This window comes from Campylobacter sp. CFSAN093226 (assembly GCF_012897595.1).
GTDB classification, from domain to species: Bacteria; Campylobacterota; Campylobacteria; order Campylobacterales; family Campylobacteraceae; genus Campylobacter_D; species Campylobacter_D jejuni.
The window spans coordinates 1642607-1658407 of the sequence record NZ_CP040608.1; the positions used below are offsets into that span (position 1 = coordinate 1642607).

Annotated in this window: 22 protein-coding genes and 1 pseudogene; 1 reads left to right on the forward strand and 22 read right to left on the reverse strand. The window is 33.4% G+C overall.

Annotation, left to right across the window (positions count from 1 at the left end):
- Positions 1-30 precede the first annotated feature (30 nt).
- The 5 genes from FBF02_RS08495 to topA all read right to left on the reverse strand — a co-directional run bounded on the left by FBF02_RS08495 (position 31) and on the right by topA (position 6354).
- On the reverse strand, positions 31-795 hold the full coding sequence (locus FBF02_RS08495) for a 3'(2'),5'-bisphosphate nucleotidase CysQ (protein WP_002851337.1): 765 nt from the start codon (positions 793-795) through the stop codon (positions 31-33).
- Positions 796-874: 79 nt separating this feature from the next.
- Positions 875-2143: a citrate synthase gene (locus tag FBF02_RS08500; RefSeq protein WP_002858460.1), complete on the reverse strand. Its 1269-nt coding sequence runs from the start codon at positions 2141-2143 to the stop codon at positions 875-877.
- A 114-nt stretch (positions 2144-2257) separates the two neighbouring features.
- On the reverse strand, positions 2258-3433 hold the full coding sequence (locus FBF02_RS08505) for a cation:proton antiporter (protein ID WP_002855678.1): 1176 nt from the start codon (positions 3431-3433) through the stop codon (positions 2258-2260).
- The gene (locus tag FBF02_RS08510) at positions 3414-4250 is read right to left on the reverse strand and encodes a biotin synthase (RefSeq protein WP_002851400.1); all 837 of its coding nucleotides are present in this window, start codon (positions 4248-4250) and stop codon (positions 3414-3416) included. Before FBF02_RS08510 ends, FBF02_RS08505 begins: the two co-directional genes overlap by 20 nt.
- A 1-nt stretch (position 4251) precedes the next feature.
- Positions 4252-6354, reverse strand: coding sequence for a type I DNA topoisomerase (topA, locus tag FBF02_RS08515; RefSeq protein WP_002851268.1), 2103 nt, complete (start codon positions 6352-6354; stop codon positions 4252-4254).
- 194 nt (positions 6355-6548) lie between these two features.
- On the opposite strand from topA, the pseudogene FBF02_RS08520 reads away from it, so the two are divergent.
- Positions 6549-7822, forward strand: a pseudogene (locus FBF02_RS08520) (MFS transporter).
- 27 nt (positions 7823-7849) lie between these two features.
- Here FBF02_RS08520 and secY read toward each other — a convergent pair.
- The 17 genes from secY to rplB all read right to left on the reverse strand — a co-directional run bounded on the left by secY (position 7850) and on the right by rplB (position 15801).
- Complete coding sequence (gene secY, locus FBF02_RS08525; RefSeq protein WP_002864789.1) at positions 7850-9115, reverse strand: preprotein translocase subunit SecY; 1266 nt, start codon at positions 9113-9115, stop codon at positions 7850-7852.
- Positions 9115-9507: a 50S ribosomal protein L15 gene (rplO, locus tag FBF02_RS08530; protein ID WP_002851292.1), complete on the reverse strand. Its 393-nt coding sequence runs from the start codon at positions 9505-9507 to the stop codon at positions 9115-9117. Before rplO ends, secY begins: the two co-directional genes overlap by 1 nt.
- Before the next feature lie 4 nt (positions 9508-9511).
- A complete protein-coding gene (gene rpsE, locus FBF02_RS08535; RefSeq protein WP_002779428.1) occupies positions 9512-9955 on the reverse strand; it encodes a 30S ribosomal protein S5 in 444 nt (147 codons plus the stop codon).
- An 11-nt stretch (positions 9956-9966) separates the two neighbouring features.
- On the reverse strand, positions 9967-10323 hold the full coding sequence (gene rplR / locus FBF02_RS08540; protein WP_002851411.1) for a 50S ribosomal protein L18: 357 nt from the start codon (positions 10321-10323) through the stop codon (positions 9967-9969).
- 9 nt (positions 10324-10332) lie between these two features.
- A complete protein-coding gene (gene rplF, locus FBF02_RS08545; RefSeq protein ID WP_002851302.1) occupies positions 10333-10869 on the reverse strand; it encodes a 50S ribosomal protein L6 in 537 nt (178 codons plus the stop codon).
- Positions 10870-10947: 78 nt separating this feature from the next.
- The gene (gene rpsH, locus FBF02_RS08550; protein WP_002851353.1) at positions 10948-11343 is read right to left on the reverse strand and encodes a 30S ribosomal protein S8; all 396 of its coding nucleotides are present in this window, start codon (positions 11341-11343) and stop codon (positions 10948-10950) included.
- A gap of 9 nt (positions 11344-11352) precedes the next feature.
- Positions 11353-11538, reverse strand: a complete 186-nt coding sequence (locus FBF02_RS08555) for a type Z 30S ribosomal protein S14 (RefSeq protein ID WP_002851478.1) — start codon at positions 11536-11538, stop codon at positions 11353-11355.
- A 1-nt stretch (position 11539) separates the two neighbouring features.
- A complete protein-coding gene (rplE, locus tag FBF02_RS08560) occupies positions 11540-12085 on the reverse strand; it encodes a 50S ribosomal protein L5 (protein WP_002851453.1) in 546 nt (181 codons plus the stop codon).
- A 3-nt stretch (positions 12086-12088) separates the two neighbouring features.
- Positions 12089-12322 (reverse strand): 50S ribosomal protein L24, encoded by a 234-nt coding sequence (rplX, locus tag FBF02_RS08565; RefSeq protein WP_002779437.1) that lies wholly within the window; start codon positions 12320-12322, stop codon positions 12089-12091.
- Complete coding sequence (gene rplN, locus FBF02_RS08570; RefSeq protein ID WP_002779438.1) at positions 12322-12690, reverse strand: 50S ribosomal protein L14; 369 nt, start codon at positions 12688-12690, stop codon at positions 12322-12324. Before rplN ends, rplX begins: the two co-directional genes overlap by 1 nt.
- Entirely contained in the window at positions 12690-12941 is a 252-nt protein-coding gene (rpsQ, locus tag FBF02_RS08575; protein WP_002851549.1) for a 30S ribosomal protein S17, read from the reverse strand. The genes rplN and rpsQ overlap by 1 nt, the downstream gene beginning before the upstream one ends.
- A gap of 9 nt (positions 12942-12950) precedes the next feature.
- Complete coding sequence (gene rpmC, locus FBF02_RS08580) at positions 12951-13136, reverse strand: 50S ribosomal protein L29 (RefSeq protein ID WP_002851566.1); 186 nt, start codon at positions 13134-13136, stop codon at positions 12951-12953.
- On the reverse strand, positions 13123-13548 hold the full coding sequence (gene rplP / locus FBF02_RS08585; protein WP_002779441.1) for a 50S ribosomal protein L16: 426 nt from the start codon (positions 13546-13548) through the stop codon (positions 13123-13125). Before rplP ends, rpmC begins: the two co-directional genes overlap by 14 nt.
- A gap of 2 nt (positions 13549-13550) precedes the next feature.
- Entirely contained in the window at positions 13551-14252 is a 702-nt protein-coding gene (rpsC, locus tag FBF02_RS08590; protein WP_002851138.1) for a 30S ribosomal protein S3, read from the reverse strand.
- Positions 14252-14677 carry a 50S ribosomal protein L22 gene (rplV, locus tag FBF02_RS08595; protein ID WP_002851214.1) on the reverse strand — a complete coding sequence of 142 codons (426 nt, stop codon included), beginning with the start codon at positions 14675-14677 and terminating at the stop codon, positions 14252-14254. The genes rpsC and rplV overlap by 1 nt, the downstream gene beginning before the upstream one ends.
- A 10-nt stretch (positions 14678-14687) precedes the next feature.
- Positions 14688-14969 carry a 30S ribosomal protein S19 gene (rpsS, locus tag FBF02_RS08600; protein ID WP_002851509.1) on the reverse strand — a complete coding sequence of 94 codons (282 nt, stop codon included), beginning with the start codon at positions 14967-14969 and terminating at the stop codon, positions 14688-14690.
- Position 14970: 1 nt separating this feature from the next.
- A complete protein-coding gene (rplB, locus tag FBF02_RS08605) occupies positions 14971-15801 on the reverse strand; it encodes a 50S ribosomal protein L2 (RefSeq protein ID WP_002825501.1) in 831 nt (276 codons plus the stop codon).

Here is a 15801-nt window from a genome sequence, read left to right on the forward strand (position 1 = left end):
CTATTTAAATATAAAATTATACTCTTTATTTTATAAAAAATCTTGTAAAAAATTCCTAGATGAAACACAAATAAAAGGACTGGATTTATAATTTAAAGGGCTATATAAAATGTATTTTTTAGAAAAATCTCCCATAAATCCTCCATTTTGATTAATCAAAAAATCTCCTGCTACAATATCCCAAATATTAAGCTTTTCAAATCTTTTATAAACTCCTGCCCTAGCCTCTAAAATAGCACAAAATTTCAATCCAGAGCCTATATTAATAGCTTCTAATTGATGCTCTTTTGCAAAGTCTTCATCTTCTTTGCTAAGATGATTAACACTCAATAAGGCTTTATATTTATTTTTCTCGTATTCTTGCTGGTCAATTTGCAAAGGTTTATCGTTTTTATAAACCTTGGTTTTTGCATGAGCATAGAATATATCACCTTTTGATGGATTTTGTATGAGTGATAAAACAGGGCGATTGTCATGAACCAAACTTATCATAACGCAAAATTCATCACTGCCTTTTAAAAAACCACTTGTTCCATCAAGAGGATCGATAAGCCAAAAAGTTTTTAATTCTTCACACTCTTCTTTGCTAAGTAATTTTTCTTCTGATAGAATTTTAATATCCGTAGAACCCAAAATATCATTTAGAATTTTATTAGAAGCAAGATCTGCTGATGTAAGCGGGCTTTTATCTTCTTTTTCCCAAGTTTTGAAATTTTTTCTCTCTTCTAAAATAGCTTTAGAAGCTTGATTGCTAGCATTTATAGCAATTTCTAAAAATTTATCAAGATTAAGCATGATTATAAACTTTCTATAAGATTTTTTAAAATTATACAAGAAGATTTTGTGGAATTTTTAATTTCCACAAAAATTTTAATTATATTTTACTAGTTTCACCCAAATAAAGTTGTCTTGGACGGACTATTTTAAGACTTTCTTGCTCTTTTTGTTCTATCCACTGAGCTATCCATCCTGGGGTGCGCCCTATAACAAATAAAGTAGCAAACATTTCATTTGGAATACCTAAGGCTTTTAAAATAAGTCCACTATGAAAATCAACATTCGGATATAGCCCTCTTTGAACAAAATAATCATCACTTAAAGCAATCTCTTCTATACGCGTTGCTACTTTAATAAGATTGGTATCAATACCCAACTCATCAATAAGTTGATCACGAAGTTTTTTAAGTACTTTTGCTCTAGGATCAAAATTTTTATAAACCCTATGCCCAAAGCCCATCAAGCGGAAAGGATCGTTTTTATCCTTAGCTCTTTTGATGAATTCATCTACCCTATCAACACTACCTATTTGCTCAAGCATTCTAATAACACCTTCATTAGCTCCACCATGTGCATGACCCCAAAGCGCACCAATACCTGCTGCTATACAGGCATAAGGATGAACATGAGTTGAACCCACAGCACGAACTGTTGAAGTTGAAGCATTTTGCTCATGATCTGCATGAAGCATAAAAACTGTATCAAGTGCTTTTACTTCTATAGGTCTAAGCTCTACATGATCGTAAGGATAGGTTCTTAACATATATAAGAAATTTTCTGTAAAACCACGATCTAAATTTGGATAAGCCATAGGAAAGCCGTGTTTATATCTATAAGCGGTGGCCACTATAGTAGGGATTTTAGCTACTATTCTAGCTGCCATTTCCATATATTCTTCTTTTACATTCATGTTTAAATGATCAGGATAAAAAGCACTAAGCGATGAAACAGCACCTTGTAAAACTGCCATAGGATGAGCATTATCAGGGAAAGAATCAAAAAGACGGTGCATACCTTCATGGATAAAAGAACGTTTTTTCATTTCATAACGAAACGCTTCAAGACGCGTAGCATCAGGTAATTCTTTATAAAGTAAAAGATGAACCACATCTAAATAAAGTTTGTTTTCAGCAAGCCACTCTATAGGATAGCCACGGTGCATTAAAATTCCATTTTCTCCATCAATATAAGTGATTTTTGATTTACAAGTAGCTGTAGAAGTCAAGCCCTCATCATAAGAAAACATTCCTGTTTGTTTATAAAAACTTGACATATCTACAACGCTTGGCCCAGTTGTACCGTCATATATAGGAAATTCATAGCTTTTTCCATTTCTATTATCGGTTATAGTAACGGAATTTGACATTTTCGCTCCTTTTATTGTTACTTTTATTAATTCTAACAAAAAAGGACGATTATGAGTTTTTTTATTATTAAATTTTTAAGATTTTGTTTGCTTTTTTGAGTAAAAAAGTAACTTTCATTTTTTAGAATTAGAAAGAAATTTAATCATACTCATAACAATAATAGCCTCAAATAACGCTGTTAAAATAAGCGCTGAATAAAGCTTCTCATCAATAACCTTGCCCGAATAACCCAGAGTAGCTGTTGCTATAAGCAAGGTTAAAGGCATAGAATGACTAAGACCAAATAAAATCATATTTTTAAAACCAATTCTTTTTAAAAAAACACTTGCACATAAAATTCTTAAACCCACCATAACAAACATAAGTAAAAATGCTTGTAAAACGATTTTATAATCTAAAATCATTTTAAGATCAAAGGTTGAACCTATATGGATAAAAAAAATAGGGATCAAAAACCCGTGTCCAAAAGTAGAAAGCTTGTGCTCAAGATCTTTTTTATGATCAAAAAAAGTAGCTATAAATGAACCTGCTATAAAAGAACCAAGAACGATTTCAAGTTTTGTAATAACCATAGCAACAATGATCAGTATAAAAATGGCCATACAAAATCTTATATCTTTTTCATTTTTATCTTCCCATGGCATAAGCACAACTTTAAGCTGAGGATACCACCAAAAAAGCACACCAAGCATTTTAAATCCAAGCAAACAAAGCCCCAAAAAGATATTAAGATATAAAATACTTTGCGCTACATCAATAATACCTGTTCCTTCGCGCAAAAAAGCTCCCGCTATAGTCAAAAGCACAATAGAAATCACCTCAGCTAAAGTAGCCACTATCATAGCAATATTTAGCCAATAACACTCTTTTCCAAAATCCTTAAAAAGTAAAGATAAAAGCCCTACACTCATCACAGGTATAATGATAACAAATACTAAAGAAAGTCCAAAAATCCATACTATAAAAGAAGATAAAGCGTAAAGTAAAAAAATATAAAAAAAACTTTTTTTAGCAATTTCTTTATCCATATTAAAGAAGGCTCTTAAATTTACCTCCATACCCGCTATAAACATTAGATAATAAAAACCTACATTTGCCAAAAGTGCAAAATTTTCACTTTTTCCTATGAAACCAAAATGCGCTATTATTGCCCCTAAAATAATTTCAGTAGCTGAAAGAGGCAAGCGTAAAATTTTTGCAATATGCGGAGAAAAAAGTAAGCATAAAGCTATAACAATAAGAATTTTTAAATCAATTAAAGCCTGTGTATCAATGACACTCTGATGCAAAAGTAAATCCCATTTCTTTTAATTTTATTATATCTTGACTTGGTTCTTCACCTTTAGTGGTTAAATAATCCCCTATAACAATAGCCCCAGCACCTGCTTGAAAAATTTCATATTGTCTTTCTCGTAATACCACTTCACGCCCACCTGCTACCATTACCACGCTTTGCGGTAAAGCCTCTTTGGTATCACGAACAATTTTTAAGGCTTCATCAGCGCTAAGTCTTGGAACTTGTAGTTTTAAATTTTCATTTGCTATAAAAAAATTAATAGGCGTTGAAAAAGGTTGTAATTCTTGCAAAGATTTTCTAAAACTTAGCCTATCTTCTTCACTCTCACCCATACCATAGATTCCACCACAACAAAGCATAAGCCCTGCTTCTTTAGCGTTTAAATTGGTTTGAAATCTACTTTCCCAAGTATGCGTGGTGCAAATTTGTGGAAAAAATTCCTTAGAACTTTCAAGATTGTGATTATAAGAAAAAATTCCTGCTTTTTTAAGTTCTTTGAGTTGTTCCACGCTTGCCATGCCATTACAGGCAATTAAAAGCAAGTTAGGCACTTCTTTTTGCACGGCCTTAGCAGCTTCGCAAACATACTCAAGCTTTTCATCATCAAGCCCAAGTCCTGCTGTAACCAAACAAAAACCCAAGGCTTCATTTTTCTTTGCCATTTTTGCTTCTAAAACGATTTGTGAAAGTTCTTTACGACGATATTTTTGAATATCTGTTTTTACATGAGCGCTTTGGGTGCAGTATTTACAGTCTTCTGAACAATTTCCACTCGCTATATTTGAAATAGCACAAAGCATGATTTGCATTCTAATCCTTCATTTCTTTTTTGATTTTACATTTTAAACATTCTAAGAATGTACCTTTTTTAAGCTCTTTTATCACTAAAGTTTCGCCACACTCTTCGCATTTTTCTTCACTTGGTTTGTATTTGCTTATAAAATTGCATTTTGGATAAGCACTACAGCCATAAAATTTACCACGTTTTGAAAAGCGTTCTACGATTTCACCTTTTTGACAACTTGGACAAGTAATGCCTGTACCATTAGCTTTAGCTTTTGCGGCTGTATTTTCGCTTTCGTTTTTGCTTTCACTTTTTAAATTTCTTGAATACTTGCATTTTGGGAAATTTAAACACGCTACAAATTCTCCAAAACGCCCTTTTCTAATAGCAAGCTCTCCGCCACAATCAGGACAACTTTCGCCTAGTTTTGTGACAGTTTTTTGACTAGCTATTTTTGTTTTTCCTTCTTCGATTTTTCTCATAAAAGGATAGTAAAATTCTTTTAAAGTTTCTTGCCAATCTGCCTTATCTTCTGCGATTTCATCTAGGGTATTTTCAAGGTTTGAAGTAAATTTACTATCTACTATATCGCTAAAATTTTTCTCAAGCACTTCGGTTACATTAAAAGCAACATCGCTAGGAATGAGTTGTTTTTTATCTATTGTTACATAATCACGGCTTGTAAGTATAGAAATGGTTGGTGCATAAGTAGAAGGGCGACCTATGCCTAAACTTTCAAGTTTTTTTACAAGTCCTGCTTCTGAATACCTTGAAGGTGGTTCGGTAAAATGTGAGTTCATTTCTAAATTTTGCACTTTTAAATTTTGGCCTATTTTAAAATTTGGCAAAATTTTATCCTTATCCATATCACCATAAACTTTATAATATCCATCAAAAAGGATTTTTCTACCGCTTATTTTAAAAACTACTCTATCATTTTTTACAAATACATTTTGAGTTTGAGAGATAGCAGGACTCATCTGACAGGCTAAAAAGCGATTGTAAATAAGTGTGTAAAGTTTTAACTCATCTTTGTCTAAAAATTTAGCCGCAATTTCTGGAGTAAAACTTAAATTTGTAGGGCGTATAGCTTCATGAGCTTCTTGAGCGCCTTTAGTCTTTGTAGTATATACATTTGCTTTGCTTGGAAGATAGTCCTTGCCAAAATTTGCTTGTATGAATTTTCTTGCATTTTCTACTGCTTCTTTGGCTAAATTTAAACTATCGGTTCTCATATAAGTAATAACCCCCATCACGCCTTCATGGGTATTTACTCCTTCATAGAGCTTTTGAGCTATCATCATGGTTTTTTTAGGGTTAAAACCAAGGCGATTGCTGGCACTTTGTTGTAAAGTTGAAGTCATAAAAGGAGGCGGCGGAGCGATTTTTCTTTCTTTGCTTTCAATGTCACTTATACTATAAACTTCATTTTTACAAGCTTCTAGTATAAGTTTAGCACGATCTTTGTTGGTAATGGTAAGTTTTTCTATCTTGGCTTTATCAAACTCAACTAGTTCTGCATCTAAATCTTTTTGAAAAATCATATCAATACTAAAGTATTCTAGGGGTACAAAGGCACGAATTTCTTTTTCACGATCGACTATGATCTTTAAAGCCGCACTTTGAACACGCCCAGCACTAAGTCCTCTTTGAATTTTTTGTCCTAATAAAGGGCTGAGCTTATACCCTACAATGCGATCTAAAAGACGTCTGGTTTGCTGAGCATTTACAGAGTGCATGTTTAATTTTCTTGGATTTTTTAAAGCATTTTCTATAGCGCTTTTAGTGATTTCATGAAAAACAATGCGTGGTAAGGTGTTTTCATCTTTTCCTATAGCTTTTGCAATATGATAGGCTATAGCCTCTCCTTCTCTATCTTCATCCGTTGCAAGATAGACTTCTTTGGCATCTTTGGCTTTGCTTTTAAGTTCTTTAACTAAGGCGCTATGATCACTTGTGATTCTATACTCAGGGATAAATTCATCATCTTCTATTTTAATCCCAAAGCTTGATTTAGGCAAATCTCTAATATGTCCTTTAGAAGCGATAACTTCATAATCTTTTCCCAAAAAATTTCCTATGGTTTTAGCTTTTGCAGGAGATTCTACTATGATTAAATTTTTCTTCATTTTGCACCCTTGTTAAATAAAAAGCTGAATTTAGCTAAAAATATTTAAAATTCTACTTATAAAATATATTTTAATCAAGCTAAAATATTTTAAAAACAAAACTATCATAACAAAATAAATAAAATATAATTTTAAGTAATTTTAAATACAAACCATAATTTTTGGAGTATAATAAAATAAAAAAGGTAAAAATTATGAATGACAAAACTTATAAATTTCATCCAAATGACACAAAAATGGATAAAAAAATAATTCAAATTACTGAAAAGTCCGGATTTAAAGCAGCTGTGTTTTCTATGGCTGCTATGACTATGCTAGGAAGTGTGGTCATTTCATCTGCTCTGCCTGCTATCAACAGACATTTTGAAGAACTTTTAACCCAAAGTGGCGCTACTCTTGCTTCAAGTTTCACATTAGCTCATCTTGATATACTTGTTCGCTTAGTTTTAACCATCCCTGCTATTTTTGTTGTCATTTTATCTCCATTTGCTGGTATTTTAATGGATAAATTTGGCAAATTAAAATTCATTCTTCCAGCTATGGTGGTTTGGACTCTTTCTGGGATAAGTGGCTTTTTCTTAAATGATATTTATGCTATACTGACTTCAAGAGCTATTTTTGGTATGGCAACTGCTTTTATAATGACAGGCGCTTCGGCTTTGCTTGGGGATTATTATAGTCGTGGTGGCTTTAATCGCAGAGAAAATGCTTTAAGTCTTCAAGGATTTTTTTGTGCAGTATAGGGGGTGCTGTTTTTATTTCTATTGCGGGATTTGTTTCAAGTTATTCTTGGCGTTATCCTTTTTTGGTATATGGACTTGGAATTTTAATTACCTTAATGGCTATCATTTATCTTTTTGAACCTAGAAAATTTAAATTCTATAATCATACAAAAATAGAAACAAAAACAAATTATTGGCAATTTTTCCCTATCTATTTTATAGGTTTTTTTATCATGGTAGTTTATTATATTTCGCCAACTCAACTTCCTTACTATATAGAAGAACATTTGGGATTGGATCCTAAATATATAGGTATTTCGATGTCTGTATCTGCACTATGTTATGGTTTTTTCTCTCTAAGCTATAGATATATTATAAAATTCTTAAGTATTAAAACTATTTATGTTTTAACTCTTTTTATCGTATCTTGTTCTTTTTTGCTGCTTTTTTTAGTAGATAGCTTTTTCACAGTTTTAATCGCCTTAGCTTTGCTTGGAATGGGTGGAGGTATTATGCTTGTAAATAATACGGCTTATCTTTTTTCAATCTGTCCTGAAAATGCTCGCTCTAGGGCTTATGGAATTTTAGCAAGTTGTATATTTTTAGGACAATTTTTAAGTCCTATTATCTCTCAACCTATCGTTAGACAAATGGGTCTTGTAGATGCTTTTTTAATATGGTCAATAGTAATTTTTATAGTGTGCATTGTGTTTTTATTTTTAAAGCAAAAACCTAGAATAAATTAGCAAGAAAAATCTTGCTAATTTTATTTATTACAAACCTACCGCACTTAAAGTTTGGTATTTACTCATATAAATTTGAGCTTCAATTTTTCTCATCGTATCAAGTGCTACTTGAACTACAATAAGTACAGAAGTGCCGCCAAAATGAAAAGGCACACCCATAAATTTCACCAAAACCCAAGGTAAGGTTGCAACAAGCCCTAAATAAATAGAACCTGATAAAGTTAAACGAGAAGCCACTTCGTTAAGATAACTTGAAGTTCCTTCACCTGGACGAATTCCAGGGATAAAACCGCCTTGTTTTTTCAAATTTTCTGCTATGTCTTTAGCGTTAAATACGATAGAAGCATAAAAATAAGCAAAGAAAATTACAAACAAGAAAGTTAGAACATGAAACAAATAACCATTTGGATTTAAAAAGTCATTAATGGCTTGTAGATAAGGATTTGTACTAGTTTGTAAAATTGTTGTTGGAAACATCAAAATCGCACTAGCAAAAATCGGTGGAATAACCCCACTAAGATTGAGTTTAATAGGAATATAATTCATAATGCGTTTGTTTTGATTTTGCATTACAACTTTACGAGAATAAGAAATAGGAATTCTTCTTTCTCCAAGTTCTATATAAATAATCACCCCTATGGTGATTAAAATCAAAGCAAAAATTGCAAAAGCGGTTAAGAAATTCATCTCGCCTGAATTGATTTGTCCTACAGTTCCTGAAATCGCTCTTGGAATACCTGAAACAATACCTGCAAAAATGATTAAAGAAATACCATTTCCTATACCTCTTTGTGTGATTTGTTCGCCAAGCCACATTAAAAGCATAGTTCCAGCAAGCATAGAAATAGCACAAAGTGCGATAAACATATTTAAATCTTCCACCATTATAGCCCCTGCACCACCACGACCGTGCAAGCTTTGCAAACCTATAGCAACGCCTATACTTTGAACCAAAGTAATCACAATAGTCGCATAACGGATAATTTGCATATATTTTTGCATACTATCACGCTCTTTTTTCATCTTACCAATATTTGGAAAAGTTGCTGCAAGAAGCTCCATAATAATAGAAGCAGTAATATAAGGCATAATACCTAAAGAAATGATAGAAAAGCGTTCAGCCGCTCCACCACTAAAAACATTAAATAAACCCAAAGCATTGTTTTGATTGTTATTAAAAAATTCCGCAATCACATCAGCATTGACGCCAGGAACTGGCACATAAGCCAGAACCCTATAAGCAAATAAAAATGCTAAGGTGATTAAAATCTTATTCGTCAATGCTCTATTCATTATTTTGATCCGGTGACACTAATATTCTCGTCTTTGATTTTTGATACTAAGTCTTTTGCACTTGCACCAATTAATTTGATTTTATTCACAGATTTTGAAATTTTGTGAACACTTTTAATGCTCTCAAATGTAATTTCACTAAGCTCTTTTACAGCTGTGATTTTTTCAACATTGATCACATAAGGTTTTTGAATTTTAGAAGTAAAACCTACTTTTGGTAGTCTTCTTTGAAGTGGTTGTTGACCCCCTTCAAAACCTCTTTTTTCATTATAACCTTTTCTAGCAGTTTGACCTTTACCCCCTTTAGTAGCAGTCTTACCCATGCCAGAACCTTGACCACGGCCAATTCTTTTAGTTTTATGCGTTGAACCCGCTGCTTTTGTTAAATTCATCTTCTTATCCTTTTAACATTGTTAAAGCTTTGATTGTAGCACGAACCACATTAGCTGAATTATTTGAACCCAAAGACTTGGTTAAGATGTCTTTAATACCTGCAAGTTCCACGATAGGGCGTGTAGAACCACCTGCGATAACTCCTGTACCTTCGCTAGCTGGTTTAAGTAAAATTCTACTTGCGTTGTATTTCACCTCTACATCGTGAGCGATAGTTGAGCCTTTAGTTTTAACTTCAACGATATTTTTAAACGCATCGTCAACAGCTTTACGGATGGCATCTGGAACTTCCTTAGCCTTACCATAACCAACACCTACTAAACCTTTGCGGTTTCCAACGATAACTAAAGCAGTAAATCTAAATCTTCTACCACCTTTAACAACCTTAGTAACTCTGCCGATATCGACGATTACTTCTTCAAATTCTTCTCTATTATATTTTTCCATCGATTTACCCCTTATAGCCTAATGCCATTTTCTCTTAAAGATTCAGCCAATGCTGCGATAACACCATGATATACATAACCATTTCTATCAAAAACAGCTTGTTCTATCTTTTTAACTTTTAAAGTTTTAGCAAATTCAGCAGCGATTTTTTTAGCACCTTCTTTATTTGCTTTAACGCCAAGTTTGCGTCCATCAACTGCTGCTAAAGTTACAGCTTTTACATCATCAATCGCTTGGATATATAGAGTTCTGTTTGATTTAAATACAGAAATTCTTGGAAAATTTTCACAACCTGAAATTTTCGCTCTAATTCTTTTTTTTCTTTTGATTCTTAAAGTTAGTTTTCTTTTTAATACATTTGCTCTCATATTCTACCCTTACTTCTTAGATGTCTTACCAGCTTTGCGGATAATGCGTTCATCAGAATACTTAACGCCTTTTCCTTTATATGGCTCTGGCGGTCTAAATTCACGAATTTGAGCAGCAACTTGACCTACAACTTGTTTATCACTTCCTTTAACTGCAATAGTATTTTTATCCACTACAATTTCAATTCCTTCTGGAATATCATAATTAATAGGATGAGAAAAACCAAGGCTTAGTTCTAAAACTTTACCTTTTAAAGCTGCCTTATAACCAACTCCATTGATTTCAAGAGTTTTTGAAAAACCTTGAGTTAAACCTACAACGATATTGTAAGCTAAAGCTCTGTAAGTTCCCCAATAAGCTCTACTTTGTCTGTCTTCACCTTTTGGAGAAAAAAGAATATTATTATCTTTAATCTCAACATTTACATTTGCTTTAGTATCAAGTTCTTTTGCCAAATTTCCTTTTTTAAATTTAAGCAAATTTCCTTCTAATTTTACTTCTACTCCTGCTGGAATAGCAATCGGTTGTTTACCTATACGAGACATATTTTTCCTTTTTATTTGTCTAGGATATTTCTACTTTTTTAAAAGAATGGATACCCAATGCCATAAAAAGCAGATTTTTTACCAAATGGTACATAAAATTTCGCCGCCAACACCTGCTTTATAAGCTTCATCATTAGCTAAAACACCATGACTTGTGCTAACTACGATAGTACCATAACCATTTTTAAAACGCTTGATTTCATCTTTACCTTTATAAACACGACGACCAGGCTTAGAAATTCTTTTAAGCTCATTGATAACACTCTTACCTTTTTCATCGTATTTTAAAACTACATTGATAAATTTCTTTTTATCTTCTTCAATAACATTAAAACTCTCAATATAGCCTTTAGCTTGAAAAATTCCAACTAAAGCTTCTACAACTTTAGAATGTAAAAGCTTGGTTGTTTCAAGCTTTCTCATTCCTGCATTTCTGATACGAGTGAGTGAATCTGAAATAATATCATTTATCATATTTTATCCTTACCAACTTGCTTTCTTAAGACCTGGAATCAAACCTTCATTGCCCATTTTTCTTAAGCAAACTCTGCAAATTCCAAAATCTCTATAAACCGAATGCGGACGCCCACAAATTTGGCATCTTGTATAAGCTCTAACCTTAAATTTAGGCTTGCGTGCCGCTTTTGCAATCATTGATTTTTTAGCCATCTTACTTTCCTTTTGTAAATGGCACACCGATAAGTTCTAATAACTTTTGTGCCTGTTTGTCATTTTGTGCTGTTGTAACTATAGAAATGTTCATACCATGAGTTCTTAAAATTTTATCATACTCCACTTCTGGGAACATCAACTGCTCATCAAGACCGAAGTTATAGTTTCCGCGTCCATCAAAACCATCTCTACTTAAACCTCTAAAGTCTTTCACCCTTGGCAAAGCAATAGAAATTAATTTATCAAGAAAAGCATACATATTTTCTTTTCTTAAAGTTACCATTACACCTACAGGAAAACCTTCGCGAACTTTAAATCCTGCAACTGATTTTTTAGCTTTAGTAATCACAGCCTTTTGTCCTGCAATTAAAGAAATAGTATCTGCAACATTTTGCAATACTTTTTGATCTTTAGCCAACTCACCAGCACCTACGCTGATAACTACTTTTTCGATCACAGGGATAAGCATAGGATTTTTAATATCAAATTCTTTAACCAATGCAGGTTTAATGCTTTGATTATATTTTTCTTTTAATCTCATCATCGCTTACTCCTGAACTTTTGCCACATTGGAAATATCCATTGGCATTTCTTTATTGATAAAACCACCATTTGGGTTTTTCTCACTCGGCTTAATAGCTTTTTTAGCGATTTTACATCCTTCAACTACCACTTTAAGTGTTTTTGGATATACCGCTAAAACTTTACCTGTTTTACCTTTATCATCGCCTGTGATAACCTTAACGCTATCACCTTTTTTGATTTTTAATTTAACCGCCATTATAATACCTCCGGTGCTAGTGAAACGATTTTCATAAAGCCACCATATCTAACTTCTCTGCCCACTGGCCCAAAGATACGAGTTCCGATAGGCTCTCTTTTGTTGTCAAGAATAACCGCAGCATTTTCATCAAAACGAATCAAAGAACCATTATCTCTATGAATTTCTTTTTTAGTTCTAACGATAACCGCTTTTACCACTTGACCTTTTTTAACTTTTCCATTTGGTAAAGCTTTTTTAACAGATGCAACGATTACATCACCTACGGTAGCGTATCTTCTTTTGCTACCCCCTAAAACCTTGATACACATTAATTCTTTTGCACCGCTATTATCAGCAACTGCAAGTCTTGTAAAACTTTGAATCATTACTCAACTCCTGTAGCTAATACAGATTTTAAGCGAAATGATTTTCTTTTTGAAAGTGGTCTGCATTCTACTGCAACAACAGTATCACCCACTTTAACTTCATTTCTCTCATCATGAATTAGATATTTTTTAAAGCGTTTAACAATTTTTCTATATCTTGGATGAACCACTTTTCTTTCAACCAAAACACTTGCGGTTTTTTCACCAGCGATTTTAACAACAACGCCTTGAATTTCTCTTTTAAATGCCATTTTCTATCCTTATCTTAAAGCGTTAATTGCTGTATTTATTCTAGCAATGTCTTTTTTTACTTGGCTAATCTCTTTTGGATTAGTAAGTTGCATTGTTTTTAGCTTTTGTTTTAAAGTGAATAAAAGCACCTTTTTTTCTTTTAGCATTGTTGCAAGCTCAGCTGCTGTTTTATCTTTAATCTCAGTATATTTCATTTTGGCTCTCTCTTGTAACAAACTTAGTTTTAAATGGAAGTTTATGCATAGCTAAAGTCAATGCTTCTCTTGCCATTTCTTCGCTTACTCCTGCCATTTCATAAATGATACGACCTGGCTTGATATTCATTACCCATTCCTCAACAGCACCTTTACCTTTACCCATACGAGTTTCTAAAGGTTTTTTTGTCAAAGGCTTATCTGGAAAAACTCTAATCCAAGTTTTTCCTTGTCTTTTAACAAAACGAGTTAAAGCGATACGCGCTGCTTCGATTTGGCGTGAGTTAATGCGTCCTGCTTCAGTTGCTTTTAATGCAAATTCACCAAAAGTAAATTCTGTTCCACGATTAGCATAACCTCTGTTACGCCCTTTCATCATTTTGCGATATTTAGTTCTTTTTGGCATTAACATGATTATTTACCCCTTCTTGTGCGTCTTGGCTTTTTAGCTGGAGCACTTTCTTCAGTTTTTTCAGGTTGCATACCTTTGTGCAATACTTCACCTTTAAAGATCCATACTTTAACTCCTATGTTTCCATAAGTAGTTCTAGCTTCTGCAAAACCATAATCGATTTTTGCTCTTAAAGTATGAAGTGGAACGCGTCCTTCAAGATACCATTCTGTTCTTGCCATTTCAGCACCGCCTAAACGACCGGAAACTGAAACTTTAATTCCTTTAGCACCTGCTTTTTGCGCACCTTGGATTACTTTTTTCATTGCTCTTCTAAAAGCAATTCTTTTTTCAAGTTGAGTTGCAACACTTTCAGCAGCAAGTTGAGCTGAAGCTCCTGCTTTTCTTTCTTCTTTGATATTGATATTTACATCTTTACCGATTAAATCTTGCAATTCTTTTCTTAAATTATCAACATCACTACCTTTTTTACCGATGATGATACCTGGTCTTGCAGCAACTACAGTAACGCGAAGTTTTTTAGCAGTTCTTTCTACTAAAATTTGGCTAATTCCTGCGTAATAAAGTTTTCTTTTTAAGAAAGCTCTGATTTTGTAATCTTCACCGATATTTTCTACTAAATTTGCTTTAGTTGGAAACCATCTTGATTCCCAGTTTCTATTGATTCCTAGTCTTAGACCAATTGGATTAACTTTTTGTCCCATTAGCTTTCCTTTTTCACTGTTGCTTTTTTAGTGCTTGTTGTTTTTTTAGCTGGAGCTTTTGTTGTAGTAGTTTTTTTAGCTACTGTTTTTTTCTCTTCAGATTTCACTTCCGCTTTTGCCACTTCTACTAAAATATGTGAAGTTGGTTTTCTAATACGACTTGCACTTCCTCTAGCTCTTGGTCTAAATCTTTTTAATACCGCAGCTGCGTCAACACGACAACTTTTTACAATCACTTCGTTTGCTTCAAAGCCACCATTTGCTACTGCGCTTGAAATTGCGTTTGCAATGTATTTTGCACCTTTATTTGGCATAAATTTTAAACTAGCCATAGCTAATTCTGCATTCATCCCCTGAACTTCTCTAGCAATCAATCTTGCTTTAGTTGGAGATAATCTTATGAATTTAATTAATGCTTTACTCATATCTTATCCCTTACTTACCAATTTTCTTTTGCACAGAGCCTTTATGCCCTTTAAATGTGCGTGTTGGAGCAAATTCACCAAGTTTATAACCGATGTGATTTTCAGTAATATAAACCGGAATGAAGCTTTTGCCATTATGAACATTAAATGTAAGTCCTATCATATCAGGAGTAATTGTGCTTCTTCTTGACCAAGTTTTAATTGGTTTATTATCATTAGCCTTTTTAGCAGCGATGACTTTTTTCATTACATGATCATCAACAAAAGGACCTTTTTTTAGTGATCTAGCCATCTTACTTTCCTTTTCTTCTTGAAATTATTAGCTTATCGCTAGCCTTTTTACGACGAGTTTTCGCACCTTTGGTTGGTTTACCCCACGGAGTTACTGGATGACGGCCTGAATTTTTCTTACCTTCACCCCCACCGTGCGGGTGATCTACTGGGTTCATTGCAGAACCACGAGTTTGCGGGCGGATACCTCTATGGCGATTTCTACCTGCTTTACCGATAGTTACATTAGCCCATTCTTCATTTCCAACTTCGCCGATACTTGCCATACATTCAGCTAAAACTTGTCTCATTTCGCCACTTGCAAGTCTTAAAATAACATATTTTTCTTCTTTACCCATAAGTTGTGCATAAGCACCCGCAGAACGAATCATTTGACCGCCTTTACCTGGTTTTAACTCAACATTATGAACAATAGTACCCACAGGAATGTTTTTAAGTTTCATTGCATTACCTGGTTTAATATCAAGTCCGCTTTCAGCAGCTGCAACGATATCACCAACGCTTAATCCACGTGGTTGAAGAATATATCTTTTTTCCCCATCTTTATAAGCAATCAAAGCAATTCTACAATTTCTGTATGGATCATACTCGATTGCTTCTACTTTGCCTTCTATACCGAATTTACGACGTTTAAAATCAATAATTCTGTAAAGTTTTTTAGCACCCGCTTCTTTATGACGACTTGTAATTCTTCCATAGCTGTTACGACCCGCGTGTGCTGGAAGTTTAACAAGTAGTGAGCGTACACTTGGTTTAGCTGTAATATCTTCAGAACTTAAACCTGTGATATATCTTCTACTTGGAGTATATGGTTTATAAGTTTTAATTGCCAT

Bases quoted from the DNA above. Each gene is read 5' to 3' on its own strand.
- FBF02_RS08495 (WP_002851337.1), bottom strand. From the start codon at position 795: ATGCTTAATCTTGATAAATTTTTAGAAATTGCTATAAATGCTAGCAAT.
- rplR (WP_002851411.1), bottom strand. From the start codon at position 10,323: ATGAGAGCAAATGTATTAAAAAGAAAACTAACTTTAAGAATCAAAAGA.
- rpsC (WP_002851138.1), bottom strand. From the start codon at position 14,252: ATGGGACAAAAAGTTAATCCAATTGGTCTAAGACTAGGAATCAATAGA.
- rplP (WP_002779441.1), bottom strand. From the start codon at position 13,548: ATGTTAATGCCAAAAAGAACTAAATATCGCAAAATGATGAAAGGGCGT.
- FBF02_RS08500 (WP_002858460.1), bottom strand. From the start codon at position 2,143: ATGTCAAATTCCGTTACTATAACCGATAATAGAAATGGAAAAAGCTAT.
- rpmC (WP_002851566.1), bottom strand. From the start codon at position 13,136: ATGAAATATACTGAGATTAAAGATAAAACAGCAGCTGAGCTTGCAACA.
- FBF02_RS08510 (WP_002851400.1), bottom strand. From the start codon at position 4,250: ATGCAAATCATGCTTTGTGCTATTTCAAATATAGCGAGTGGAAATTGT.
- rplV (WP_002851214.1), bottom strand. From the start codon at position 14,677: ATGAGTAAAGCATTAATTAAATTCATAAGATTATCTCCAACTAAAGCA.
- rplE (WP_002851453.1), bottom strand. From the start codon at position 12,085: ATGATGAGATTAAAAGAAAAATATAATCAAAGCATTAAACCTGCATTG.
- rplO (WP_002851292.1), bottom strand. From the start codon at position 9,507: ATGAATTTAACAAAAGCAGCGGGTTCAACGCATAAAACTAAAAGAATT.
- rpsS (WP_002851509.1), bottom strand. From the start codon at position 14,969: ATGGCTAGATCACTAAAAAAAGGTCCTTTTGTTGATGATCATGTAATG.
- rplB (WP_002825501.1), bottom strand. From the start codon at position 15,801: ATGGCAATTAAAACTTATAAACCATATACTCCAAGTAGAAGATATATC.
- rplN (WP_002779438.1), bottom strand. From the start codon at position 12,690: ATGATTCAAAGTTTTACAAGACTTGCAGTTGCTGATAATAGCGGTGCA.
- rplF (WP_002851302.1), bottom strand. From the start codon at position 10,869: ATGTCTCGTATAGGTAAACAACCGATTGCTATTCCAGCAGGAGTAGAA.
- FBF02_RS08555 (WP_002851478.1), bottom strand. From the start codon at position 11,538: ATGGCTAAAAAATCAATGATTGCAAAAGCGGCACGCAAGCCTAAATTT.
- topA (WP_002851268.1), bottom strand. From the start codon at position 6,354: ATGAAGAAAAATTTAATCATAGTAGAATCTCCTGCAAAAGCTAAAACC.
- rpsH (WP_002851353.1), bottom strand. From the start codon at position 11,343: ATGATAAATGATATTATTTCAGATTCACTCACTCGTATCAGAAATGCA.
- rplX (WP_002779437.1), bottom strand. From the start codon at position 12,322: ATGGCGGTTAAATTAAAAATCAAAAAAGGTGATAGCGTTAAGGTTATC.
- secY (WP_002864789.1), bottom strand. From the start codon at position 9,115: ATGAATAGAGCATTGACGAATAAGATTTTAATCACCTTAGCATTTTTA.
- rpsE (WP_002779428.1), bottom strand. From the start codon at position 9,955: ATGGAAAAATATAATAGAGAAGAATTTGAAGAAGTAATCGTCGATATC.
- rpsQ (WP_002851549.1), bottom strand. From the start codon at position 12,941: ATGGCATTTAAAAGAGAAATTCAAGGCGTTGTTGTTAAAATCGCTGGT.